22 protein-coding genes are annotated in these 24057 nt (G+C 69.0%); 5 read left to right on the forward strand and 17 right to left on the reverse strand.

What is annotated here, in order from left to right; all coding sequences use genetic code 11:
* Positions 1-30 precede the first annotated feature (30 nt).
* Positions 31-375: a PadR family transcriptional regulator gene (locus LR394_RS00875; protein ID WP_231438360.1), complete on the forward strand. Its 345-nt coding sequence runs from the start codon at positions 31-33 to the stop codon at positions 373-375.
* Positions 375-1337 (forward strand): hypothetical protein, encoded by a 963-nt coding sequence (locus LR394_RS00880; protein WP_231438361.1) that lies wholly within the window; start codon positions 375-377, stop codon positions 1335-1337. The genes LR394_RS00875 and LR394_RS00880 overlap by 1 nt, the downstream gene beginning before the upstream one ends.
* On the opposite strand, the gene LR394_RS00885 is transcribed toward LR394_RS00880, so the two are convergent.
* The 3 genes from LR394_RS00885 to LR394_RS00895 form a co-directional block, all read right to left on the reverse strand.
* Positions 1334-2818 (reverse strand): ATP-binding response regulator, encoded by a 1485-nt coding sequence (locus LR394_RS00885; RefSeq protein WP_231438362.1) that lies wholly within the window; start codon positions 2816-2818, stop codon positions 1334-1336. The genes LR394_RS00880 and LR394_RS00885 overlap by 4 nt on opposite strands.
* Positions 2787-3275, reverse strand: coding sequence for a response regulator (locus tag LR394_RS00890; protein WP_231438363.1), 489 nt, complete (start codon positions 3273-3275; stop codon positions 2787-2789). Before LR394_RS00890 ends, LR394_RS00885 begins: the two co-directional genes overlap by 32 nt.
* A 126-nt stretch (positions 3276-3401) precedes the next feature.
* Entirely contained in the window at positions 3402-5927 is a 2526-nt protein-coding gene (locus LR394_RS00895; protein ID WP_231438364.1) for a LuxR C-terminal-related transcriptional regulator, read from the reverse strand.
* 125 nt (positions 5928-6052) lie between these two features.
* On the opposite strand from LR394_RS00895, the gene LR394_RS00900 reads away from it, so the two are divergent.
* Together LR394_RS00900 and LR394_RS00905 are read left to right on the forward strand one after the other, a co-directional pair.
* Complete coding sequence (locus LR394_RS00900) at positions 6053-6487, forward strand: organic hydroperoxide resistance protein (protein ID WP_231438365.1); 435 nt, start codon at positions 6053-6055, stop codon at positions 6485-6487.
* Between the two features lie 14 nt (positions 6488-6501).
* Positions 6502-6951, forward strand: a complete 450-nt coding sequence (locus tag LR394_RS00905) for an NUDIX hydrolase (RefSeq protein ID WP_231438366.1) — start codon at positions 6502-6504, stop codon at positions 6949-6951.
* Here the strand turns inward: LR394_RS00905 and LR394_RS00910 are convergent.
* On the reverse strand, positions 6937-9009 hold the full coding sequence (locus LR394_RS00910; RefSeq protein WP_231438367.1) for a M3 family metallopeptidase: 2073 nt from the start codon (positions 9007-9009) through the stop codon (positions 6937-6939). The two genes, LR394_RS00905 and LR394_RS00910, sit on opposite strands and share 15 nt — an antisense overlap.
* A gap of 62 nt (positions 9010-9071) precedes the next feature.
* On the opposite strand from LR394_RS00910, the gene LR394_RS00915 reads away from it, so the two are divergent.
* Positions 9072-9974, forward strand: coding sequence for an alpha/beta fold hydrolase (locus LR394_RS00915; protein WP_231438368.1), 903 nt, complete (start codon positions 9072-9074; stop codon positions 9972-9974).
* A 73-nt stretch (positions 9975-10047) separates the two neighbouring features.
* Here the strand turns inward: LR394_RS00915 and LR394_RS00920 are convergent, their stop codons facing one another.
* The 13 genes from LR394_RS00920 to LR394_RS00980 all read right to left on the reverse strand — a co-directional run bounded on the left by LR394_RS00920 (position 10048) and on the right by LR394_RS00980 (position 24003).
* The gene (locus LR394_RS00920) at positions 10048-10992 is read right to left on the reverse strand and encodes an exopolyphosphatase (protein WP_231438369.1); all 945 of its coding nucleotides are present in this window, start codon (positions 10990-10992) and stop codon (positions 10048-10050) included.
* 121 nt (positions 10993-11113) lie between these two features.
* Positions 11114-12460 carry a UDP-N-acetylmuramoyl-L-alanine--D-glutamate ligase gene (gene murD / locus LR394_RS00925; protein ID WP_231438370.1) on the reverse strand — a complete coding sequence of 449 codons (1347 nt, stop codon included), beginning with the start codon at positions 12458-12460 and terminating at the stop codon, positions 11114-11116.
* Positions 12453-13835, reverse strand: coding sequence for a hypothetical protein (locus LR394_RS00930; protein WP_231438371.1), 1383 nt, complete (start codon positions 13833-13835; stop codon positions 12453-12455). The genes murD and LR394_RS00930 overlap by 8 nt, the downstream gene beginning before the upstream one ends.
* Positions 13832-14656, reverse strand: a complete 825-nt coding sequence (gene pgeF / locus LR394_RS00935) for a peptidoglycan editing factor PgeF (protein ID WP_231438372.1) — start codon at positions 14654-14656, stop codon at positions 13832-13834. The genes LR394_RS00930 and pgeF overlap by 4 nt, the downstream gene beginning before the upstream one ends.
* A gap of 61 nt (positions 14657-14717) precedes the next feature.
* Entirely contained in the window at positions 14718-15719 is a 1002-nt protein-coding gene (locus tag LR394_RS00940) for a Gfo/Idh/MocA family protein (RefSeq protein ID WP_231438373.1), read from the reverse strand.
* A gap of 109 nt (positions 15720-15828) precedes the next feature.
* Positions 15829-16932: a hypothetical protein gene (locus LR394_RS00945; RefSeq protein ID WP_231438374.1), complete on the reverse strand. Its 1104-nt coding sequence runs from the start codon at positions 16930-16932 to the stop codon at positions 15829-15831.
* Positions 16929-17498, reverse strand: coding sequence for an RNA polymerase sigma factor (locus LR394_RS00950; RefSeq protein WP_231438375.1), 570 nt, complete (start codon positions 17496-17498; stop codon positions 16929-16931). Before LR394_RS00950 ends, LR394_RS00945 begins: the two co-directional genes overlap by 4 nt.
* Before the next feature lie 52 nt (positions 17499-17550).
* The gene (locus LR394_RS00955; RefSeq protein ID WP_231438376.1) at positions 17551-18624 is read right to left on the reverse strand and encodes a hypothetical protein; all 1074 of its coding nucleotides are present in this window, start codon (positions 18622-18624) and stop codon (positions 17551-17553) included.
* A complete protein-coding gene (locus LR394_RS00960) occupies positions 18621-19175 on the reverse strand; it encodes an RNA polymerase sigma factor (protein WP_231438377.1) in 555 nt (184 codons plus the stop codon). Before LR394_RS00960 ends, LR394_RS00955 begins: the two co-directional genes overlap by 4 nt.
* Before the next feature lie 54 nt (positions 19176-19229).
* Positions 19230-20345: a hypothetical protein gene (locus LR394_RS00965; RefSeq protein ID WP_231438378.1), complete on the reverse strand. Its 1116-nt coding sequence runs from the start codon at positions 20343-20345 to the stop codon at positions 19230-19232.
* Positions 20342-20932, reverse strand: coding sequence for an RNA polymerase sigma factor (locus LR394_RS00970; RefSeq protein ID WP_231438379.1), 591 nt, complete (start codon positions 20930-20932; stop codon positions 20342-20344). Before LR394_RS00970 ends, LR394_RS00965 begins: the two co-directional genes overlap by 4 nt.
* 58 nt (positions 20933-20990) lie before the next feature.
* Entirely contained in the window at positions 20991-22094 is a 1104-nt protein-coding gene (locus tag LR394_RS00975; protein ID WP_231438380.1) for an aldose epimerase family protein, read from the reverse strand.
* A 109-nt stretch (positions 22095-22203) separates the two neighbouring features.
* Positions 22204-24003 (reverse strand): ABC transporter ATP-binding protein, encoded by a 1800-nt coding sequence (locus LR394_RS00980; RefSeq protein ID WP_231438871.1) that lies wholly within the window; start codon positions 24001-24003, stop codon positions 22204-22206.
* Positions 24004-24057: the final 54 nt, after the last annotated feature.

The following is a 24057-nucleotide window of genomic DNA, read 5'->3' on the forward strand; positions in this document are numbered from 1 at the left end:
AGTGGGCTAGTCGACAGGGAGAACAGAGCGATGGGCCGGGAACCCGGGGCCTCGTGGCGGAAGGCAGCGCTCGAGCTGGCGATTCTGGCGGCGCTGACACAGGGCGAGGGGCACGGGTACGCCCTGGCCCAGCGACTGAGCGAGTTCGGGCTGGGGCAGATCAAGGGCGGGGCGCTGTACCCCGTGCTGAACCGGCTGGAGAGCGAAGGCCGGGTCGAGGCGTCGTGGCAGGCCGGTGAGGGTGGGCCAGGGCGCAAGGTCTACGCGCTCACCGACTCCGGGCGGCAGATGCTCACGCTGGAAAGACAGCAGTGGAGAGAGTTCTCGGCTGCGCTGGACACCATGCTCAACGATCTTGACGAGGAGACGCTGTGATGACTTTCGAGAAGTGGCGGTCCGAGGCCAAGACCGAACTCGGCCGTCGAGGAGTGGATGACGACACCGCAGAATCACTGTTGCAGGAGGCTCGTTCGTATCATCAGGACAGCGGGCTGAGCGCCACCGAGGCGCTGGGCGAACCCGCCGAGTTCGCCACGGATGCGGCCGGGCCACCCGACGGCCGGGCCGACACGCAGAATCTCACCGCCGCCGAGCACGTCCTCGGCGCAGCGGCGACCCTCGTGTTCCTCGGGTTCGTGGTCACTGCGGTCAGGGCCTTGTTCGGCGCCGATCCGCAGTTCATCGCGAGCCCGGCCAGCCTGACTGGCGGGACTCTGCTGGTCACTGCCGGGATGCTTTTCGTAGCCGGCTCCGACGCGCTCCGGGCGGCCGGACGGCCCCGGTGGGCCACCTGGTGCATCCCGGTCTCGGCGGTGCTCCTGATCGCGGGCGTCGTGCTTCGGGCCCGGCTTCCCAAGAACGAACTGTTCTCCCTCTCGGCCGGCCCGATCCTGCTGCTTCTCCTGCTGACCGGTGGGCTCCTCGCGTTCTTCATCGTCCGGGAACGGCGCCAGCGCCAGGACCCTTCGGAACCTGAAGCCTGGTTCGCCCAACTGGAGGGACTGCTCGTCGGGCGGCACGACCTGCCGCGGGATCGGGCTGCCGACCTGGCCGCCGAGGCACGGGCGCACATCGCCGCCGTCGGCAGCGATCCCCAGGCCGAGTTCGGCTCCCTGAACAGTTACGCCCAGAGCCTTGCCGACAGCCTGCCCGACCGAAGCCTTCCGTGGTGGCGACGACCGGGCCCCAGCCTGGTGGCCAACCTTCTGTTCGCCGCGATGGGCGCCGTTCTGCTGGCCGGATACTGGTCGGACGGGGAGACCTGGAGGCTGATCCTGCCCATCGGGATGATAGTGATCAGCGGCCGTCTGGCGTTCGGCGCCTACCGAAAACTCTAGCTACGCATCGGCAGCCGCACCGTCACCGTGCTGCCCTCGCCCAGCACCGAGTCCATTCCCACACTCCCGCCGTGGTTCTCGACGATCTCGCGAACCACGGCAAGCCCGAGTCCAGTACCGGGGATCTTGTGCGCCGCGTCGCTGGCCGAGCGGAAGAAGCGGTTGAACAGCTTGGGCAGTTCCTCGGCGGAGACGCCCAGCCCGGTGTCGGTCACCCGGATCACCACCTCCTCGGCCTCCACCACGCCCTGCACGGTCACCGTGCCGCCCTGGTCGGAGAACTTCACCGCGTTGCTCAGCAGGTTCAGGATCACCCGTTCCAGCTGACCGCGGTCGCCGAGAACCGGCAGTTCACCCTCGCTCTCGAGGTTCATGCTGACGTTGGCGGTCTCCGCGCTGGGCTTGAGCACCAGCAGCGCGCCCTCGGCCACGTCGGCCAGGTCCACCTCCACCGCCTCGTGGGTCAGCGTGCGCGAGTCGATCTTGGACAGCAGCAGCAGGTCCTCCACCAGGTTGAGCAGCCGGCGGGCGTTGCGGTCGATGATGTCGAGCATCTTGGCGGTCTGGGTGTCGGCCTCCTCGGCCTCGTCCAGCAGCAGCTCGGCGTACCCGCGGATGCTGGTCAGCGGGGTGCGCAGCTCGTGGCTGACCGAGGCGACGAACTCGGTCTTCAGCCGGTCCACCTCGCGCAGCTCGGCGTTGGCGTGGTCCAGCTGCTCGTTCTGGGCCTCCAGCTCGGCCCGGGCCTTGCGCAGGTCGGCCTCGACGCGTTTCTGCTCGGTGATGTCGACCAGGATCGAGCCGACCGCGAACACCGTGTCGGTGCCGTCGCGGACCGGGTAGCGCACGGCGTGGAAGGTGCGCTGCTCACCGTCGACCGAGAACAGTTCCTGGCGCTGCACCACCTCGGCCCCGGCGGTCCGGATCGGCGCGGCGCTGGCCAGCGGCGGATGGTCGGTGGAGAGCTGGTTGTACAGGTCGTTGCTGACCATGGTGTGACCGCTCATGTTCTGCACGCTGATCGCCGCGACCGAGTTCTCCACCAGACCCAGCAGAATGTTCATCGTCTCGTCGCGGCGCTGCTCGGCCATCCGGGCCACCCGGTCCAGCTCCCGCCGGGCCAGCGCGTGGTCGATCGCCGGGCCGAGCCGGCTGAGCCGGTCCTTGAGCAGGTAGTCGGCCGCGCCCAGGCGCAGCGAGTTCACGCAGGTCGCCTCGTCCATCGTCCCGGAGACCACGATCAGCGGCAGGTCGGGCTGCTTGGACTGCAGGATCGCCAGGGCGTCCGGCGCCGTCATCGTGGGCAGCGTGTAGTCGCAGATCACGACCTCGGGCTCGTCGTCCAGGGCGCGCAGGAACTTTCCCGCGGTGTCGACGACGGTGGCCACAGGGTCGTACCCGGCCCGCCTGACCTCGGAGAGGATCAGCTCGGCGTCGGGCGGGAAGTCCTCAGCGACCAGCAGGCGCAGTGGTGTTGGCACGTGGGTACTCCGTGGGGGTTCGGTTCAGGGCGACCCAGTAGCGTCCGACGTCCGCGATCGACCGGAAGTAGTCGTCCATGTCGACGGGTTTGACGACATAGCTGTTGGCGCCGAGGGCGTAGCAGTCCGCGATGTCCCGGTCCTCGGCCGAGGAGGTCAGCATCACCACCGGGACCACCACCAGGTGCGCGGTGGAGCGCATCTCGCGCAGCACCTCGATCCCGGTCATCCGGGGCATCTTGACGTCCAGAAAGACCGCCCGGGGCAGGTCGCTGGGGTCCTCGCCGGACCAGCGGCCGTGACAGTTCAGCCGGTCCAGGGCCTCCAGGCCGTCGCGGGCCTCCTCGATCCGGCCCCGGAACTGGTTGCGCCGCAGCGTGTGCTGCAGCAGTTCGCGGTCCTCCGACGAGTCGTCCACCAGCAGGATCCAGTCCTGCTGGCCCGTCACATCATTCATCGTGCCTGCCCGCCCCCCGCTCCGAGTAGTCCCTCACAGCACGAGGCCGGGGCCGGCCGATTCCCCGTCGGCACTGTCCGGGCAGTACCTGCGGTGGCACCACCCGGCGAGAATGCTCCCAGATGATCACAGTTCGGCGACGTCCACGACGTCAGGTGTCCGGGGGATATTGACGTCGACCACCTTGCGCTCGGCCGATGAGGCGTTCAGCCAGCCCCGGACCCGGGCGATCCGGACCGCCTCTTCCCGGCTGTGCACGCCGAGCTTGCGATAAAGGTTGCGGCAGTGCGATTTGAGCGTGTTGTCCGAGACGAACAGTTCGGCGGCGATCTGGGCGTGGGTCAGGTCGGTGGTGAGCTTCTCCAGCACCACCACTTCCCGGCGGGTGACCCCGGCACCTTCGTCCGGGAAGGCCCCGGCCCGGTCGAGGCCTGCGGTCAGGGCCCGGCGCCATTGCGAGGCGTCCGGCGAACGGCGCAGCATGGTCGAGACCAGAACCCGCAGCGGGGCCGGAACTTCCAGGAAGATGCTCAGATGCCCGTCCGGTTCGGCCGCTACGAGAGCATCATTCGACAGATCGGAGGCCGGGCCGCGATGTCCGGCGGCCAGCGCGACGGCAGCCTCGGCGAGGAGCCTGCGCAGCCGGTCCTCCAGCCCGGTGTCGGACGGCCAGAGGGCCAGGATCGCCGCGGCCTGTTCCTCGTCCTGGCGTTGCAGAGCCAGATACAGCCGGGCAGCAGCGATATTGGGGACGTTCGGCGCGCCGGCCAGCCCGGCTTGCGCACCTGCGTGGTCACCTTCCAACTCAGCCAGCCGGGCCCGGGCCAGAGCCCGCCGAACCGCCAGCGCGGTTGGCAGGTGATCGTTGACCTGGGCAAGCTCGGCGCGGGCCTGGGGTACATCGTTGAGGTCGAGCAGAAGCCGGGCCCGCAGTATCCGACGAGCCTGTCCGGACGCTGCTCCCCCATGTACCGATGTGACGAATTCTTCTCCGGCACCAACTATTACCGCATCTCGGTCGAGCAGATGGAGAGCGGCTGCCGGTTCATCGCGGGCACGAAGAACCTCGGCCTCGGCCAGCACCGCCGCGGCCAGCATCGGGTGCCCGGCCATCCCCGCCTGCTCGGCCAGTGCTCTCGCCCGCTCGGCCAGTCGCTGGGCGGCGAACAGTTCTCCGGCCCATGCGGCGTTCAGCGACTCAGTCCCCAGCCCGGCCATGACGATGTACCCGGGCATACGGTCTGCGCCGGTTCGCCAGGCCGCCGACAAGTGGCGACTCACCGATCCCGACCGACCCTCGAATACCCCTACGCGGGCGTTCAATACATGAAAGACGGCCTCCAGCGCGCCCTGGTCACGGATCGCGAAGACCTCGGGAAGTTCTGACTCCCAGGCATCGGGGGCAACGGGAGCGCTCCATGCCTGGATCAACGTGCGTGCTGCACCCCACCAGGCCGCGGAAGAGGGGCGGGCCATCAACTCGGCTGCGAACAGGTGGTCCCCGCAGACGGCGGCCGCCAGTGCGATCAGGGCCCGATGATCGCTGCGATCCTCCCATGCCGATTCCGGCAACACTGTGATCGTGGCCTGCAGATGGCTCATCTCCCAGCCGGAAAAGCCTTTCTTCGCCGATCTTTCAAGCTCTTCCAGCGCCTGGAGCCAGGCCTTGGCCGCCATGAAACAGTCCACTGCCAGTACGTCACGCCCTAGGCCGGAGGCTTTTTCGGCAACGCGGCGCAGATTGTCCGACGGTCGGCCGACCTGCTCGGCGCAGATCCGCTGGGCTGCTGCGGCGACGAAGGGGTGATAGTGGGCTGCTTCACCGGGCGTCCGGATCGGCCACTGGTCGGCGGTGAGACCCCAGCGGCGGGCTTCTTCCAGCATGGTGGCTGGGTTGAGGCCGGGCACGAGATCGGCGCAGAGGTCAAGGTCTTGGGTGAGGTGGGGGACGGTACTGGTCTCGAGCACGAACGTCTTCAGGTCGGAGGGGATGCGATCGAGGACGAGCGAACCGGCCAGGCGGGCAAGTTCATCCAGGTCGGTGGCCGAGCTTTGAGTTCGCCCCAGCGCAAGTACTCCGGACGGCCAGCCCCCGCTCACCCGGTGAATCCGCTCGGCCCAGGCGGTACTGATCCGGGCTCCGTTCAGGGCCGCCAGTTGCGCCTGCACCACGTCGACCGGCCACCAAAGGTCATCACCCCGAACCTCGACCAGTTCACCCGCCAGTCGCACCGCCACCGCCCCCGGCAGCACTTCACCTCGGCCGACCAGCACCAACCGAACGCCGCCAAGACCAATTACCTGCGCCAATTCTTCCGGCTTCAGTGCTTCCACGCCGTCAAGAACCACGAAGCCGCCCAGCCCTTCGGCCGACTGCCTACGAATGGCGGGCCCGACAACGTCCTCAAGCAAATCAACCCCGGGCGAAACCGGCCCCCCGAGAGCAACCCAGGTCCAGGCCACGTCGGGCTGCCGTTGCAGCCAGCGGCGCACCAGCAGCGAACGCCCGGAGCCGGGCGGCGCGCCCACGACGAAGATCCGGCGGTCCGGCCGGGATTGAGGCAGGCGCAGGAGAGCCTCGCGGAAATACCAGTCGGCGGCCGCCCCCAGGTCCAGGCCGTCGATGTCATCGGAGCGCCACACCCTCGCCATCTGACACAAAGTATCAGCGCATCAACAATGCGCTACCGATCTGCCGGTGCGCTACGACGTGCCGGTCCGGGCAACGTCCGAAATGATGTTGGCCGGTCACCGTTCTACGTACAGGGGAAACACTGATGTCCGAAGCGCTTTACACCACAACGTCAACCGCCTGGGGCGGCCGGGAAGGGCGCGCGGCCACCACCGACGGCCGGGTCGACGTGTCGCTCTCGATGCCCGCCGGGCTGGGTGGCGACGACGGGCCGGGCACCAACCCGGAGCAGCTGTTCGCCACCGGGTACGCGGCCTGCTTCCACAGTGCCCTCAAGGGGGCCGCGCGGCAGCAGCAGGTCGACCTGAGCGACTCCGTGGTGTCGGTGACGATCAGCCTGGTCGGTTCGCGGGAGACCGGGCTGGACCTCGCTGCGCGGATCGAGGCGCAGGTCGGTGGGGTGGACGGGCCGACCGCCCAGCGGCTGCTGGAGCTGGCGCACGAGATGTGCCCGTACTCCCGGGCCACCCGGGGCAACATCAGCCAGGAGGTCGTGCTGGTCGGGCCGGAGCCGGACTGACAGGATCGATCGGTGTGAACGAGATCAGGCATCGTGAGGGCGCCCGTTTGATCCTGCTCGACCAGGTCGGGCGGGTGCTGCTGATCCAGGGCGGCGATCCGGACGCACCCGAGGCCGGGCTGTGGTGGGTCGCCCCGGGCGGCGGGGTGGAGGCCGGCGAGAGTCAGCAGGCGGCGGCGACCCGGGAGCTAAGGGAGGAGACCGGTTTCCTGGTCACCGGCGATCTTGGCCCGGTGGTGCACGAGCGCACGGGCAGTTTCACGTTCCGGGGGCAGCCCTACCTCCAGCACGAGGTGTACTTCCGGGCCGTGCTGGGCGTGAACGTCGAGGGCAGCGAGATCGACCGCTCCGGGTGGGCCGAGGAGACGCTGACCGATGCTCGCTGGTGGTCCGCCGAAGAGCTGCGCACCACCAGCGAGACGGTCTACCCCGAGTACCTCGCCGACCTGCTACTCGGTGGGTAGCAGCCCACGCCGTTCCAGCAGGGGCTCCAGGCGCGGCGGACGGCCCAGCACCTTCTGGATCGCCGCCATCGGGTCCACCGAGTCACCGCGGGAAAGTACCTCGCTGCGGAACTTCTCACCGGCCTTGCGGTCCAGGCCGCCCTGCGCCAGGAACCATTCCACCGTGTCCGCGTCGAGCACCTCGCTCCACAGGTAGGAGTAGTACCCGGCGCTGTAGTCGCCGCCGAAGATGTGCTCGAAATAGGTGCTGCCGTAGCGCGGCGGAACGGCTTGGAGATCGAGGCCGTGGGCGGCCAGCACCTGCTGCTCGAACTGGTCCACCTCGGCCGGTGCGATCACCGGGTCGGTGGCGCGGCGCTGGTGCCAGGCCTGGTCCAGCAGGGCGGCCGCCAGCAGTTCCACGGTGGCGTAGCCCTGGCCGTACGACTGGGCGGAGATCACCGCGTCGAGGGCGGTGGCGGGCAGCGGCTCGCCGGTGCGGTGATGCACCGCGTAGCGGCGCAGCAGTTCCGGCTGCCAGGCCCACATCTCGTTGACCTGGGAAGGGAACTCGACGAAGTCCTCGGGGACCTCGGTGCCGGAGAGCTTCGGATAGCGGACGTCGGAGAGCAGACCGTGCAGCACGTGCCCGAACTCGTGGAACGCGGTGGTCACCTCGTCCAGCGTGAGCAGCGTCGGGGAGCCGGCCGGCGGGCGGCTGATGTTGAGGTTGATGACGATCACGGGCGCCTGCCCGAGCAGCCGGGACTGGTCGCGGAACGAGCTCATCCAGGCGCCTCCGCGCTTGGCGTCGCGGGTGTACCAGTCGGTCAGGACCAGGCCCAGCCCGGCTCCGGCGGCGTCGAAGACCTCGTAGATCTCGACGTCCTCCTCGTAGCCGGTCAGGTCTTCGCGACGGACGAAGCGCAGGCCGTACAGGCCCTCGGCCGCGGCGAAGATGCCGTTGCGCAGGACCGAGTGCAGCTCGAAGTACGGCCGCAGGCCCGAGGAGTCGCGCGAGAAGCGTTCCTGCGCGACGAGTTCAGCGTAGTAGGCCCAGTCCCAGGGCTGCAGCTCCCCCTCGAACCCGTCGGCGTGCAGCCGTTCGGTCAGCTCGGCCTGGTCACGCCGGGCGTTCTCCACCGCCGGACCGGCCAGCCCGGTGAGCAGTTTCATCACCGCATCCACGTCCTTGGCGGTGCGGTCGGCCACCGCGTAGGCGGCGTGACTGTCGTACCCCAGCAGCGCTGCCCGCTCCGCCCGCAGCGCAACCTGCCGCGTCAGGGTGGGCCGGGTGTCGTAGACGTTGTCGCGGCGCCCCCGCAGGACCGAGGCCAGGTGCAGGCTCTGGCGCAGCTTGCGGTCCTTCAGCGTGGTCAGGGCCGGCTGCAGGCTCGGCAGGGTCAGGGTGAGCAGGTACCCACGAAGGCCCCGGCCCTGGGCGGCGGACTTCGCGGCGGCGATCGCGTCCTCGGGCAGACCCTCCAGCCGGGCCCCGTCCTCCACGTGCACGGCCAGGTCGTTGGCGTCCGAGCGCAGGTCCTCGCGGAAGGTGGCCGACAGCTTGGCCAGCTCGGTGTTGATCTCCCGCAGCCGGGCCTGGTCGTCGGAGGACAGCCCGGCGCCGGCCCGGACCATCTCGTCGTAGTGACGCGTCAGCAGCCGGCGGGTCTCCTCGTCGGCGATCGCGTCACGGTCCGCATACAGCGCGCTGATCTTGGCGAACAGCCCGGCGTCCATCGTGATCGCGTCGTGGTGCGCGCTCAGCAACGGATTCACCTCGTCCTCGATCTCCCGCAACCCGTCGGTCATCGAGGCCGCCGCGAGGTTGAAGAACACTTGGGAGACCCTGGTCAGCAGGGCTCCGGAGGCCTCCAGCGGGTGCAGCACGGTAGCTACCGAGACCGGCCGTTCGTCGGCCACCAGGGCGGCGATCTCGGCGGCCTGCGCAGCCTGGCCGGCCCGGAACGCGGGCAGGAAGTGGGCTTCTCGAATCCGGGAGAACGGTGGCAGACCGTAAGGAAGATCACTGGCCTGAACGAAAGGATTCGCGGGATCGAGGGAACTCAGCGGTGTCACGAGCGTTGCCTCCAGAAGAACGCATTCTTGCCTACAGGTGGGCCCGGAGGTACAAACATCAGATGACCCAGACCTCCGTGCACCGTAAAACCCGGAACGCCGGGGAGTCGAAATGGGTCAATCTCGCCGACGGCCCGGTTCACTACATCGATCATGGCGGCCCCGCCGAAGCACCCCTCGCCGTGCTGGTGCACGGCCTGGGCGGCTCGCACGCCAACTGGGCGGCGATCGCCCCGCTGCTGACCCACCGGCTGCGGGTGGTGGCGGTCGACCTGGCCGGTTTCGGGCTGACCACCGCCGGGGTGCGTTCCTCCAGCGTGCACGGCAACGCCGACCTGCTGCACCGGTTCATCACCGCGTTGTCCGGCGAACCGGTGATTCTGGTGGGCAACTCGATGGGCGGGATGATCAGCTCGATGGTCACCGCCGCGCATCCGGAGGCGGTGCGCGACCTGGTCCTGGTCGATCCGGTGCTGCCGCTCACGCCCGCCCTGCCCGACGGCATGGTCACCCGCAACATCCTGCAGGGCGCGCTGCCGCTGCGGGCCCGGATGGCGCTGGCCCGCCGGCGCGGGATCATCCCGAAGGACAAGCAGGCCATGCAGCTGGTCACGCTGTGCTGCGACGATCCGGAGCGGGTCGCCGAGGACGTGATCGACGTGCACCTGGCGCTGGCCGAGCGGCGGGGGTATGTGGAGGAGACCGCCCGGGACTTCGCGATGGCCGGGCGCTCGATGGTGTTCACGGTGGTCAACTGGCGTTCGTACGCCCGGCTGCTGGCCTCGATCCAGGTGCCGGTGCTGCTGATTCACGGCACCCGTGACCGGCTGGTGCCGTTCCGGGTGGCCCGGGTGGCCGCGGCCGCGTACCCGCACTGGGCGTTCGCCCCGGCCACCGGGGTTGGGCACGTGCCGATGCTCGAGGCCCCGCAGTGGACCGCCGACCGCCTGCTGGAACGGCTCTAGAACCCAATTGAGGACGTTGGTGAGCCGACATTGTCGGCTCACCAACGTCCTCAATTGGATTTCGAGTCCTTCGCTAGACCCGGGCCGGTTCGTTGACCGCGGCCGCGATCTCGTTCAGCACCTTGTCGGTCTCGTCGTGCGGGACCTGGCAGGTGCCGGCCGCGTGGTGACCGCCGCCGCCGTACTTCAGCATCAGCTGGCCGATGTCCACCGGTGACGTCCGGTCCAGAATCGACTTCCCCACCGCCAGAACAGTGTTCTGCTTCTGCTTGCCCCAGATCACGTGGACCGAGACCCGGCACTGCGGGAACAGCGCGTAGACCATGAACCGGTTGCCGGCATGGATGATCTCCTCGTCCCGCAGGTCCACCACCACCAGGTCACCGCGGATCGTGCAGACCCGCTGCAACTGGGCGACGAACAGTTCGGACTGCTCGTGGAACAGCTTGACCCGCTCGGCCACGTCCGGCTCGCGCAGGATGTCGGCGACCGCGGCCTCGTTCAGCACACTGTCGATCAGCTGCATCATCAGCTGGTAGTTGGAGATCCGGAAGTCGCGGAAGCGGCCCAGGCCGGTCCGGCTGTCCATCAGGAAGTTGAGCAGCGTCCAGCCCTCGGGCCGCAGGATGTCGTCCAGGGCGTAGTCGGCCGAGTCGGCCTGGTCGACCGCGCGCATCAGCTCGTCCGAGATCATCGGGAACGCGGCCGTTCCGCCGTAGTGGTCGAACACCACGCGGGCGGCCGAGGGCGCGTCCTCGATGATGATGTGGTTGGCCGGGGTACCCCCGATCCGCAGCGTCTCGCTGTGGTGGTGGTCGAAGACCAGGTGGGCCTCGGGGGCGTAGGGCAGGTTGGTCAGGATGTCGGATTCGGAGACCTCGATCAGGCCGTCCTGGACATCCTTGGGGTGCACGAAGGTGATCTCGTCGATCATGTCCAGCGCCCGCAGCAGCACGGCACAGACCAGGCCGTCGAAGTCGCTGCGCGTGACCAGTCGGTACTTACCTGCCGTCGACATGAAGTCGTCCTCCCGGGATGCATCCAAGAACCTGCCGGTCCTCACCAGACGCTTCGACCCCGGCGAGGGCCCAGCCAACCGCCCGAACGGGTGAGCCGGGCCCTCTTTACGGCGTTTCGTTCTACTGACCGCGCCGGGAGATCCGGTTCATCGCCTCGACGAAGGCCTCGCCCCGCTGCCGGTAGTCCCGGAAACGACCGAAACTGGGCGCCGCCGGAGAGAGCAGGACCACGCCGTTGGGCCGGGCCCAGGCGTACCCCTCCTCCACCGCCTCGTCCAGGTCGGAGGTCTCCTTGACGGTGGCGTTGGGGCCGCAGCCGGCCCGGTTCAGCTCGGCCGCGATCCGCGGGCCGTTGTCCGGGATGGTCAGCACCAGCACCTCGGTGGCGTGCTCGCGCAGGCCCTGGGCCAGCGGCGCGTAGTCGATGCCGCGGTCCTGCCCCCCGACGATCAGCGCCACCCGCCGGCCCTCGAACGCCTCGATCGCGGCGAGGGTGGGCAGCACGTTGGTGGACAGGCCGTCGTCGACGAAGCTGACCTGGTCGATCATGCCGACCTGCTGCAGCCGGCTCTCCAGCCCGGCGAACCCGGTGGCGGCCCGGGCCAGCGCGGCCTCGTCCTCGGCGGCGGGCACCCCGAGCTTCTGCAGCATCCGGCGGCAGATCGCGGCGTTGCGGCGGTTGTGCACCCCGAGCAGGCCCAGCTCGTCGATCCAGGACTGCCCGGCGTCCTGCGCGGTGATCCACTCGATCTGCGGGCCGAGCAGGTTCTGGCGCTCGCGGATCTCGGCGCTGTCGCCGTTGGCCACCGTCCAGCGGGCGCCCGGGCGCCCGGCGATGCTGAGCTTGTCGCGGTAATACGTCTCGAGATCGCCCGCGTGCCAGGGCAGGTGGTCGGGGTTGAGCGAGGTGACGCCGACGACGTGCGGGGCGGTGAGAATGTCGGTGGCCTGGTAGCTGGACACCTCGATCACCCAGAAGTCCTGCTCGGCGCCGCCCACCGCCGGATCGAGGGCCGGGTCGAACGGCGGCACACCGATGTTGCCGCCGACCAGGGTGCGGTAGCCCAGGCCCTTGAGCAGGTGCCCGGCGATCGAGGCGGTGGTGCTCTTGCCCTTGGTGCCGGTGATCAGCACGACCTTGTCCGGGTCGGCGCCCTGCACCCACAGGCCGAGCCCGCCGACCACGGCCACGCCCTGCTCGACCAGGTCGGTGATCAGCGGCGAGTACCGGCTGATCCCGGGCGATTTGATCACGATCTCGCAGACCGCGAGCGCCTCGGCGCCCCCTTCGGCGGTGGCCAGGACCTTGCGGCCTTCCACCCCGCCGGGCGGTGGGTTGTCGTCCACCAGCAGCGGCTCGATGCCCCGGGCCTGGCAGGCCCGCAGCGACGCCTCGCCCTCACGGCCCAGGCCGTAGATGCCGACGCGACGACCATCGAGGTCGTCCCAGGAAAGTGGCTCAGTCATTGGCTTTACGCAGGATTTCAGGCTGGTAACGCTCGGGGACGAAGTGCCGGCTCATCGGCTTCAGCAGCTCTTCGGGGCTCGGGTCCGGGTAGCCGGCCGCGGCCTTCACCAGGGTCTGCAGGATCTCGTCACCGGCCCGGTCGGGGCGGGCGGCGGCCAGCCGGGCGGCCACCCGGCTCTCGCTCACGTCGCCCACGCACTCCCAGGGCTTGGCGTCGGGCACGAAACCGAGCAGCCGGCGGAAGGTCTCGAGCAGCTGCGGGTTCTGCAGCGGCTCCCGGCCGGACTTGGCGAAGATCCGCTCCAGGTCGGCCTTGGCCACGAAGGGGGCCAGCACCAGGTCGATGAAGGCGCACTTGTCGCAGACCCCGCACCAGTGGTCGAAGCGCTTGGTGGTGTCGATCAGGAAGGCCTTGTTGCAGCTGCGGAACGTGTCGAAGTACTGCATCTGCTCGGCGAAGCGGGCGGCGATCCAGACCTCGCTGAGCGCGCGCAGCAGGGAGAAGTACTGCAGTTCCTCGCCCAGCGCCTCGGCCAGCACCTGGCGGAAGCCGGCCTCGAAGGCCTCGCTCTTGGAGTACTGGTGGTTCACCGGGCGGCCCTTGTCGTAGAGCGTGGCGCTGGAGGCCGACCACTCGTTGGACAGCACCACCGCGTCGCGGCCCTCGAGCACCGCGGCCAGCACCGTGATCGCCGAGATGATCCCGGTGACCGGCACGTGCCCGTTCAGGAAGCCGAGCTCGCGCGAGCGCAGGATGGTCGGGTCGATCGAGCGCTCGGCCCGGACCACCGGCCAGCCGACCACCTGGGCCGGGCCCTCGATCGCGTCGAACTCGTCGCCCGGCCGGGCCACCACGAACAGCGCGGCGTCCTCGGTGTGCGGGCGGATCTGCTCGACGCTGACGATCGAGTCCACGCCGCCGCCGAACGGCACCAGCGGGCTGTTGCGGCGCGGCTGGTACTGCGCGGTGGTGGAGCGCTTGAGCTCGGGGGCCAGGAACTGCACGCCGCGCAGGTCGATGCCGTTGCGGTAGGCGAACTCGCCCAGGCCGTCCAGGTAGAAGTCCTTCAGGAAGGCCAGCTCGGTTGCGGTCAGCGCGGTCTCGCCGAAGTCGACGGCCGCGGCGGCCCCGGCCTTGTAGTACGAGACGCCGGTCAGCAGGAACAGGATGCGGGCGGCCTCGCGCACCGCCGGAGTGCTCCAGTCACCGCCGCCGGGGAAGCCCACCACCTCGCTGAACTCCAGCTCGTCGAGCCGGTAGCGGCAGACCACGCGGTTCGCCTCGGGCTCCAGCTCGAAGCCCAGGTAGGTGAATCGCTCGGCGCGCTTGGGCTCCTTGCGCTCGTCGGCGTTCGCAGCGGGGGTTGCCGTCATCGGGAGTCCTCGTTCGTGGTGGAGTTCGGGGCGAGCTGGGCCAGGACCGCGAACCGGCCGGTCGGGCCCTCGGAGCGATGGCTGAAGAACGGTGTGCCCGGGCCGGTGTCCAGGCCGGCGAGCTCGATCGCCTCCGGCCGCACGCCCGCCTCGGTGAGCTGAATGATGTTGGCCTGCCACAGGTTGAACAGCCAGCGGCCGGTGCCGTCGGGGCGGATCACCTCGTCGGTGCGCTCGCCGAACGCCTGCCGGGCCTTCTCTTCCACGTCGGCGCCGACCTGGTAGCGGTCGGGGGCGATCGAGGGGCCGATGCCGACCAGGAGATCGGCCGGGTCGCTGCCCTCGGCCTGCAGCCTCTGCACGGTTGCGGTGGTGACTCCGGCGACGGTCCCGGGCCAGCCCGCGTGCACGGCGGCGACCGCCCGGCGGACCGGGTCGAACAGGACCAGGGGCACGCAGTCGGCCACCATGATGACCAGGACCGGGCCGGGCTCGGTGGTGATCACGGCGTCGCCCACCAGCGGAGCGGGCTGGTCGATCGGGGCGCCGGTGTCGGCCTCGGTGACCACGTTCACCACGTTGCCGTGGACCTGGCGGCTGAACACCAGATCGGGCTGGGCCACGCCGAAGGCCTGGGCCACGCGTTCGCGATTGACCCGGACCGAGGCCCGGTCGTCGTCGGTGTGCATCCCGAGGTTGAGCGAGGCGTAGGACCCCGAACTCACCCCACCGTCACGGGTGGTCACCGCCGCACGCACACCGTGACCGTCGAAGATCGACCACGTCAGCAGGGGGATGTCCGTCGCGGTTCCGGCAATCATGATGCGGCCACTCTACTAACGTCGGCGCATTGCTTTCTTGGCAGTGCGGCAGATCCGGACCTCAGGACCGGGGGTAGACCAGGCCGATCTGATCGCGGACCTCGTCCAGGATGCCCATGATCGAGATGGTCTCGTCCAGCGGCATGATCTCGCTCTCCGGCTTCCCGGCGCGGATCGCCTCGGCCGCCGCGGCGATCTGGAACTTCATCCCCTTGGCCCGGCCCTGGACCAGGCCCGGGACCGGCTCGAAGGTCTCGGTGCGGCCGTCGGCCCGGGTCAGGGTGAGCGTGCTGGTCGAGGTGTACCACTGCCGGTCCAGCTCGATCCGGCCCTCGGTCCCGGCCAGCCAGGCCTTCATCGGCGTGGCCACGACCGCGCTGCAGGTGATCAGCGCGTGCGCCCCGTTGCCGTAGGTGAGCACCGCCGAGGTGGTGCCGTCCACCCCGGTGAACGCCGGGATCGCCGAGGCCCGCACGGTCTGCGGCGCGCCGAACACCATCGAGGCGAACGAGAACGGGTAGATGCCCAGGTCGAGCAGGGCGCCGCCGCCCAGGCCGAAGTCGAACAACCGGTGCTGGGGGTCCGGCTGGAAGCGCATGCCCTGGTCCACGCCCATCGCCAGCACCTCGCCGATCGCCTCGGCGGCCAGCAGTTCGCGCAGCCGGGCCATGTGCGGCAGGAAGCGGGTCCACATCGCCTCCATGCAGAAGACGCCGGCCTGGCGCGCAGCCTCGACCACGGTGCGCGCCTCGACCGCGTTCATCGTGAACGGCTTCTCCACCAGCACGTGCTTACCCGCGGCGATCGCCAGCAGGGCGTGCTCGGCGTGGAAGGGGTGCGGGGTGGCCACGTAGACCGCCTGCACGGCCGGGTCCGCGACCAGTTCCGGGTAGCTGCCGTGGTGTGTGGATATGCCGTTGGCCTGCGCGAAGTCGGCGGCCTTGGCGGCCGTCCGGGACCCCACCGCGACGACCTCGGACCCCTCGAGCAAGGCCGTGTCCGCCGCGAACCGCCCGGCGATGCCCCCGGTACCGATGATCCCCCAGCGCAGCACTTCGGTCATGGATGCACACCCTAGGGGTTACACGTGCCGATGTCGGCCCGGGGAGGTCGCGGGCGTACCGATCAGCCGGAGCACTTCGCTTTCCGGCTGATCGGTGGTGAAGGGCGGATCAGCCGCATCCGCCGAACTCGTTGAGCGGGCCGGACAGCGACTCCCCAGCGGCGGCCGCGTCGCCCACCTGCCAGTACTTGTCGACCAGCTCGCCCTCGCCCGCCCCCTGCGGGTCAGCCTTCTCGATCGCCCGCATCTTCATCAGCACCGGCCAGGTGCGGCTACCGGCAAGCGCTTCGCCGGCCTCGTCGAGTCTGGCTTCGTCGCCACTGCTGCGGGCGTCCTGGAACTGGCGGACCCAGCCGCAGAACAACGCGTCGGCCACCGGCGAGGCGTACTGGTAGTAGCCGGTGGTGAAAGCAGCGGGGAAATCGCCGGCCTCGACCCCGTCCGGAACCGGGACCTCGCTCAGCATCTGCCGGGCCGCGGCGACGGCCTCGTCCGGGAAGATCGTGTCCGACGGCAGCGCCTCGGTCCACTCCTGCTCGCTGACCGGCCGCAGCTGCGACAGCACCTGGGTGAACTCGTCCAGGCTCTTCATGTCGGTAGCGAAAAAATCCAGGTAGACCGGGGAGCTCCCCGGGGGCAGCATCGCCATGAAGTTGCCGTCGTGCCGCTTGAACACCGCGGCCTCAGCACCGAGCAACTCCATGGAACTGAGCTCGGAAGAAGGATCGAAGCCGTCTCTCTGGGCTTCGTACAGCTCGGGGTACCTCTCTGCCTTGCCCCAGTGCACGATCAGGGCACTCCCCTTCGGCCCAAGGAAGTCTTGGAACCCCTCCAGCTCGGACTGCCCCAGCGAACTCGGTTCCCAATCCGGATCGTCCAGGACCAGGAACGGATTGCCCGCTGAGTTCACCGATCCGGCCGCCGGCACCACCGCGCTCTCCTCCTCTCGATCGAACACGGCCATCGGTAGTGCCACCGCTACCACCGCAGCCACCGCCGCGGCCGCCCCCAGCAGCCACCGGGCCGGCTTGCGCCTGGGCTTCAGAGCAACCACCGGGATCTCGACCGCATCCACATCATGCTTCTGGACAACGGGTTTCGACATGATCTCCTCCAGGAGTTCCTGCCCGGCCTCACGAAGCATGCCCTCCAACCGGTCACCGCCGTCGAACTCGATCTGCTTCAGCAGGCGGTCGATCTCGTGGTCGTTCATGCTTTCCCCTCCTTCGGCACGGACGCTGTTCGGACACCTGGTTCATGTCTGCGGGCCCCACGATCGTTACGGCTGAGCCGTTTTCGCATTCTGGCGCGGGCCCGGGACAGCCGGGTCCGCACCACCTCGGAGCGCAGGCCGAGGGCGACCGCGATCTCCGTGGGGGTCAGCTGTTCCCAGACCGTCAGCTCCAGCACCTCGCGATCGTGGTGCTCCAGGGCAGCCAGGGCCTCGCGCGTCGCTCTCTCCTCGAGGAGGTCTGCGGTGGGGTCGTAGCGGGTGAGGTGCTCACGCAACTCCAACTGCAGGCGCTCGCCCAGCCGCTCCCGGCGCTGCTCGACCCGGCCGTGATTGGCCAGCACGTTGCGGGCGACTCCATAGAGCCAAAGACGCGCCTGATCGCCTGACGGCATCTCGTCGTAGCGCCGCCAGGCGATCAGGAAGGTCTCGGCCACCACGTCGGCCGCGTCTTCCGGGCTCTTCACCCGGCGCAACGCGTACCTCAGCAGCAACCCGAAGTTGTCGGCATACAGACGGCGGTAGGCCTCTGCGGTCGTGTTCCCCACACCTGACTCGTGTACGGCCACCACCTGATCGTGACAGCGGCCGGACCGAATTTCAGCCGAGGTCGTCGCAGCCCAGGTTCGACCGGTACCCGTCCACGCTCTTGCGCTGCGAGACCGCCTTCACGTACTGCTCGGCGCCGATCGGGTCGGGGCCGTCCTCGCGCCGGACCGCCTCCCAGTTCGGGCTGCCGGCCAGGGCCTGGTCGGCCGCCGCCATGGCAGGCTCGTCGTCCGTCTCCCAGGCCTGCTCGTAGTTCTCCAGCCAGGCGCAGGTGGCCCGCTGGATCACCCCGAACTCGACGTGGTAGCGACTGTTGGTGAAGCCGGAGACGAACGCCGAGGCCGGCAGCCCTTCCGGCAACGGCACCCCAGCCAGGATTTCCTCGGTGTAGGAGGGGTTCTCGTCCGGGGTGATCACCGAGTCGGGCATCGCCGCGAACCACTCCTCGGCGGGCACCTGGCGCAACTGCTCGAGCAGCCCGGCGAAGTTCTTACGGCCGCCGGTGGAGCTGCCCCGGACTTCCAGGAAGATGTCGCTCTGAGGGGCGAGCACTTCGAACTCGCCCTTGCCGTAGTCGAACCGATCCGCATTGGCACCGAACAGCGTGATCGGTTCCGGGTCGGAGACGTCCAGCCGATCCTCGTAACGGCTCTCGTAGGCGTCCATCGTCGTCCAACTGACCTGCAGACTCTGCCCTGTCTCCGGCTGCTGGAAGGAGATTTCGCCATTGTCCTCGGCGCTCTCGTTCACATGGTCGATCTCCCAGCCCGGAGCGTCCAGCAGAACGTAAGGATTCTTGGTGTGAGGGAGTTGGGGAGTCGGGGTAGGCGCCTGCGTGGCCGGAGTGACCGGGACCACCGCTCCCCCACCCCCGAACACCACGGTCGGCACGACCACGGCAGCCACGACCGCGGCCGCCACCCCGACCCAGGCCAGCCGGCGCCTCGCCAGCGACCACGTTCGGGTGGGCAGGGGCACGGCCTGATCGGAGCGCCCCGGCTCGGCCGGTGAGTGCACGGACATGATTTCCTCCAGGAGTTCCCGCCCGGCCTCGGCCAGGGCACCGGCCGGAACCGGCGTCGGCTGGACTTCTCCCAGCAGCCGATCGATCTCGGAATCCTTCACGGTTTACCCCCTTTCAGCTCGGACTCGGCTCTGACGGCAAGCTCCTGTCCGGCCGGGCCGGGGGCGTGACACTCCAGTTGGCTGCGCAACCGGGTGCGGGCCCGACGCAGCCGGGTACGGACCACCTCGGGGCTCAGGCCGAGGGCGACCGCGATCTCCGTGGGGGTCAGCTGTTCCCAGACCGTCAGCTCCAGCACCTCGCGGTCGTTGGGGGCCAGGCGGGCCAGCGCGTCCCGGACATCCACGTTTCCGGCATCGACGGTGACCGGGTACTCCCGGTGCTCCAGGCGCAGCCGCTGGCCGAGCCTCCGGCGGCGCTGCTCACCCCGCGCGTGATTGGCCAGGACCAGCCGGGCCACGCCGTAGAGCCACAAACGGCCGTGATCGCCGGGCGGCACCTCACTGCGGCGCCGCCAGGCGACCAGGAACGTCTCCGCCACCAGGTCCGGGGCATCGTCGGACTGCCGGACCCGGCGGCGGGCGTAGTTCAGGATGGCTATGAAGTTGTCGGCGTACAGACGACGGAACTCGTCATCGGCAGTGATCCCCACGCCCGTCCAGTGTCCGGCCACCGCCGAAGCGTGACAGCGGCCGGACAGATTTTCTCAGCGGTACTCGCAAAGCGCCCCGAACATGTCCGACCGCTCCATCTTGCGCCCCTCGGCCATCCAGTCCGCGGTCTCGAAGAACTTCTCCTTGTCGACGATGCCGTAGATCTTGTCCATCGCCGTCCAGTCCCGGGAGCCCTGCATGGCCTCGACCGCGCGGGCGACTCCGGCCGCGTCCTGGTTCTTCTGCGCCTTGAGGTACACGTCGGCCCACGCACAACCCACGTCGAGAACCACGTCGTCAGCCAGCACGCTCAACCGGATCGGCCCCTCCTTCGGCACGCTCACCGCCTTGAAACCGTCGGGAACCTTGACGTCGGCGAGGAGTTCCTGAATCGTCGCGGCCTTGTCGTCGGGCAAGACGTGGGAATCCGGGAGCGAGGCCATGAACTCCTCCTCGCTGACCTGCTTCAGATCGGCGATTGCCGCGTAGAACTGCTCGCGGGTGTCCAAACCGTCGCCGTAGACCATGGCTGTGAGACCGGCGTGCCGGAAGTAGAGTTCGAAGCCGTCCCGGTCGGAGAACTTGGACCGGTCCCACACCGCACCTGGGCGGCCGAAAATCGTGATCGGCTGCATCCCCATCTCGGTACTGATCGTCGGCGTACCGTCCTCTTCCAGTACTGAGCTGCCCTTCTTGTACTGGATACTCAGCCTCGCCCCCTTCGTGGAATAACCGATATCGTCGGAATCAGCGCCCGCAGTCTTCCAGTCCGGGTTGTCCATCAGGAAGTACGGCATCCCGTCGCCGGTCAGCGGTTCCTGCGGAAGCCCGGGAGTACCGGACTTCTTCACTACCCCAGCCGGTTCGACAGCGGCAGTGTCACGGCCGAAGAACTGCATCGGCAGCGCGACCGCCAGGACCACCGCCACCGCGGCCGCCGCCCCCAGCAGCCACCAGGAGCGCCGGGGCGGCCGGCGCCGCACCCCGATCAGCACCACTTCTTCAGCCTTGAGGTCTTCGGGCTCTGGGTAGGAACTTTCGGGCACAGACATGATGGTCTCCAGGAGGTCCTGCCCGGCCTGGTGAAGAGCAGGGGCCACGAGCGGAACCTCGGCCGCCGACCGGGGCTGCGCACCGCGCAACAGCTCGTCGAGTTCTCGGTCGTTCATGACTTTCCCTCCTTCGGCTCGAGCATCGTCGGAACACCTCTCACATGTCCGGCCTTCGCGCTTTTGTGACCGTAAAACATCCCTGAAGAATGATTTTCGAGAAGTATGCGCATGCGTTTGCGGGCCCGGGACAGCCGGGCCCGCACCACCTGGGACGAAAGACCGAGCGCAACAGCGATTTCCCGGGGCGCCAGCTGCTCCCAGACCGCCAGTTCCAGCACCTCACGGTCATGCGGTTCGAGCTGGGCCATCAGCTCACGCACCGCTCGTACCTCAAGCAGCTCACTGGTCGGATCATGGGTGACCAGGTGCTCGCGCAGCTCCAGGCGCAGCTTCTCACCGAGCTGGTGGCGGCGTTGCTCTCCTCGGCCGTGATTGGCCAGAGTCAGCCGGGCCACGCCGAAAAGCCAGAGCCGGGACTCGTCTCCGGGCGGCATCTCGGCCCGGCGGCGCCAGGCGACCAGAAAGATCTCGGCGACCAGATCGGCGGAGTCGTCCAGGCTGCCGACCCGGCGCAGTGCGTAGGCCAGCATGGCCTGGAAGTTGTCGGCATACAGACGCCGGAATCGGTCGTCGGCAGAGGTCACCACAGAACGCACATGTCCGGCCGCCGTCGTTTTGTGACAGCGGCCGGACAGAAGATTCTCAGACCGAGAAGGCCCAGTCGGTGACCGTGGAGTACTTCTCACCGGGGCGCAGGACGATCGAGGGGAAGTCCTCGTGGTTCGGCGCGTCAGGGAAGTTCTGGGTCTCGATGCACAGGCCGGCCGCCGGGCCGTAGACCACGCCGCCCTTGCCGATGTCCGAGCGGTCGAGCTGGCTGCCGGTGTAGATCTGCACGGCCGGCTCGGTGGTGGTGACGACGAGTGTGCGGCCGCTGGCGGTGTGCTTCAGCTCGGCGCAGAAGTGCAGGTCGTCCTGGGCATGACCGTGGCCGTGACCGTGACCCGCGTCGTCGGCGGCGGGCTCGTCCTCGTCCAGCACCAGGTTGTGGTCCAGGTTGAGGAAGTCGAGTTCCTGAGCGGTGCGCAGGTCCATCGGGGTGCCGACCACGTGGGCGATCTCGCCGGAGGGCAGCAGTTCCTGGTTGACCGGGGTGTAGTGACCGGAGGCGACCCGGAGGGTGTGGCCGTCGGTCGAGCCACTCGAGGCGCCGGCCAGGTTGAAGTAGGCGTGCTGGGTCAGGTTGACCACGGTCGGGGCGCTGGTGGTGGCCTCGTAACGGATCCGGAACTTGCCGCCCGGCAGCAGCAGGTAGTCGACCTGCACGGTCAGCTCACCGGGGTAGCCCTGGTCGCCGTCCGGGCTGGTCAGGCTCAGGCGCAGGCCGCTCTCGATCGGCGTGGCCGTCCAGATCCGCCGGTTGAAGCCGTCCACCCCGCCGTGCAGCGAGTTGGCCCCCTCGTTCGCGCTGACCTGGTACTCGGTGCCGTCCAGGGTGAACCGGGAGCCCGTCAGGCGGTTGGCCACCCGGCCGATCAGCGCGCTGATGTAGGCCTTGGTGTTCTCGTAACCGGCCACGTCGTCGAAGCCGAGCACGACATCGACCCGGCCCTCGCCGGCGCCGGCGGGCACCTCGAGCGACTGGATGTTGCCACCCAGGGTCAGCACGCTCACCCGCAGCGTGCCGTCGTCCATGATCCACCGCTCCACCGGCTCACCGGCGGAGGTGACCCCGAAGGCGGAGCGTTCGTAAACGATCGTCCCGGGGGTGTCGGAGCTGTCTGTGGCGATGTCAGTTGAGGTCACAGCCCAACACTCTAACTTGAGACTGGGGGCCCCTCCCGGCCCTCTAGGGCTGGGGGAACTCGAGCCTTTGTGCCAGCGCGAGGCTCCCGTACGTCTCAAGTTGGTAGTGCTACTCGACCGCATCCACCGGCTGGGCGAACTGGGCGGCGTAGAGCCGGGCGTAGGCACCCTGCTGTTCGATCAGCCCGGCGTGATTGCCCTGCTCGACGATCCGGCCGGACTCCATCACCAGGATCACGTCCGCGTCCCGGATGGTGGAAAGCCGGTGCGCGATCACGAAACTCGTCCGGTTCTTCCGCAGCGACCCCATCGCCTGCTGGATCAGCACCTCGGTGCGGGTGTCGACCGAGCTGGTGGCCTCGTCCAGGATCAGGATCTGCGGCCTGGCCAGGAACGCCCGGGCGATCGTGATCAGCTGCCGCTCACCGGCACTCACGTCGCTGGCCTCGTCGTCCAGCACCGTGTCGTACCCGTGCGGCAGCGTCCGCACGAAGGTGTCCACGTGGGTGGCCTGGGCGGCCGCCACGATCTCCTCCTGGGTGGCGTCGTCGGCCCCGTAGGCGATGTTCTCGGCGATCGTGCCGCCGAACAGCCAGGCGTCCTGCAGCACCATCCCGAACTGCTCGCGCAGATCGTCCCTGGTCATCTGCGCGGTGTCCACGCCGTCCAGCCGGATCTGCCCGCTGTTCAGCTCGTAGAACCGCATCAGCAGGTTGACCAGCGTGGTCTTGCCCGCCCCGGTGGGCCCGACGATGGCCACCGTCTGCCCCGGCTCGACCCGCAGCGAGAGGTTCTCGATCAGCGGCTGGTCCGGCACGTACCGGAAGCTCACCTCGTCGAACTCGACCAGACCGTCCACCTTTTCGGGGTGCTGCGGGCTGCCCGGGTCGCTCTCCTGCTCCTTGGCGTCGAGCAGGGCGAAGATCCGCTCGGCCGAGGCGATCGCCGACTGCAGCAGGTTGGCCATGCTGGCCACCTGGGCCAGTGGCTGGCCGAACTGCCGGCTGTAGGTGATGAAGGCGGTGACCTCGCCGATGCTGAGGTGCCCGTTCGCCACCCGCAGCCCGCCGACCACGGCCACCAGCACGTAGTTCAGGTTGCCGATGAACATCATCGAGGGCTGGATCAGCCCGGAGATGAACTGGGCCCGGAACGCGGACTGGAACAGCTCGTCGTTGTGCTCGTCGAAGGTGCGCTGGGCCTGCTCCTGCCGGCCGAACACGGTGACCAGCTGGTGCCCGGTGTACATCTCCTCGATGTGCCCGTTCAGCCGGCCGGTGCTGCCCCACTGCTTGACGAACTGCGGCTGCGCCCGCTTGCCGATGATGCCGGTGACCGCGATCGACAACGGCACGGTGACCAGGGCGATCAGGGCCAGCAGGGGCGAGATCCAGAACATCATGGCGAGCACGCCGATGATCGTCAGGAGCGAGGTGACCAGCTGGCTGAAGGTCTGCTGCATCGACTGCTGCAGGTTGTCCACGTCGTTGGTGACCCGGCTGAGCACCTCACCGCGCGGCTGCTTGTCGAAGTAGCTCAGCGGCAGCCGGGCCAGCTTGGCCTGGGTCTGCTCGCGCAGGCCGTAGACCGCCCGCTGCACCAGCACGGCCACCAGCCGGCCCTGCATCAGGGCCAGGCCGAAGGCGGCCAGGTACACCGCCAGGACCTGGAACAGCAGGTCGCGCACCCGGCCGAAGTCGATCCCGGCCGCGCGGTCCAGCACCGCGCCGTCGAAGATCACGTCGGTGGCCTCGCCGAGCAGCTTGGGCCCGATCACGCTGCAGATCACCGAGCCCAGGCCGAGCAGCAGGGCGCCGATCAGCAGATGCCGCTGGGGGCGCAGCAGACCCAGCAGGCGCCGGGCCGAACCCTTGAAGTCGAGCGCCTTTTCGGTGCTCGGCCCGGCCATGTGGGCACCCGGCCCACCGCCCGGACGGGGACCGCTGGGGCCGGGACCGCGGGC

It is taken from the genome of Kineosporia babensis, from assembly GCF_021129305.1.
GTDB lineage: Bacteria > Actinomycetota > Actinomycetes > Actinomycetales > Kineosporiaceae > Kineosporia > Kineosporia babensis.

What these genes read in the sequence shown, in the direction of transcription:
- LR394_RS00875 (WP_231438360.1), top strand. Translation starts at nt 31, where the DNA reads ATGGGCCGGGAACCCGGGGCCTCGTGGCGGAAGGCAGCGCTCGAGCTG.
- LR394_RS00880 (WP_231438361.1), top strand. Translation starts at nt 375, where the DNA reads ATGACTTTCGAGAAGTGGCGGTCCGAGGCCAAGACCGAACTCGGCCGT.
- LR394_RS00890 (WP_231438363.1), bottom strand. Translation starts at nt 3,275, where the DNA reads ATGAATGATGTGACGGGCCAGCAGGACTGGATCCTGCTGGTGGACGAC.
- LR394_RS00895 (WP_231438364.1), bottom strand. Translation starts at nt 5,927, where the DNA reads ATGGCGAGGGTGTGGCGCTCCGATGACATCGACGGCCTGGACCTGGGG.
- LR394_RS00900 (WP_231438365.1), top strand. Translation starts at nt 6,053, where the DNA reads ATGTCCGAAGCGCTTTACACCACAACGTCAACCGCCTGGGGCGGCCGG.
- LR394_RS00915 (WP_231438368.1), top strand. Translation starts at nt 9,072, where the DNA reads ATGACCCAGACCTCCGTGCACCGTAAAACCCGGAACGCCGGGGAGTCG.
- LR394_RS00920 (WP_231438369.1), bottom strand. Translation starts at nt 10,992, where the DNA reads ATGTCGACGGCAGGTAAGTACCGACTGGTCACGCGCAGCGACTTCGAC.
- murD (WP_231438370.1), bottom strand. Translation starts at nt 12,460, where the DNA reads ATGACTGAGCCACTTTCCTGGGACGACCTCGATGGTCGTCGCGTCGGC.
- LR394_RS00930 (WP_231438371.1), bottom strand. Translation starts at nt 13,835, where the DNA reads ATGACGGCAACCCCCGCTGCGAACGCCGACGAGCGCAAGGAGCCCAAG.
- pgeF (WP_231438372.1), bottom strand. Translation starts at nt 14,656, where the DNA reads ATGATTGCCGGAACCGCGACGGACATCCCCCTGCTGACGTGGTCGATC.
- LR394_RS00940 (WP_231438373.1), bottom strand. Translation starts at nt 15,719, where the DNA reads ATGACCGAAGTGCTGCGCTGGGGGATCATCGGTACCGGGGGCATCGCC.
- LR394_RS00945 (WP_231438374.1), bottom strand. Translation starts at nt 16,932, where the DNA reads ATGAACGACCACGAGATCGACCGCCTGCTGAAGCAGATCGAGTTCGAC.
- LR394_RS00965 (WP_231438378.1), bottom strand. Translation starts at nt 20,345, where the DNA reads ATGAACGACCGAGAACTCGACGAGCTGTTGCGCGGTGCGCAGCCCCGG.
- LR394_RS00980 (WP_231438871.1), bottom strand. Translation starts at nt 24,003, where the DNA reads ATGGCCGGGCCGAGCACCGAAAAGGCGCTCGACTTCAAGGGTTCGGCC.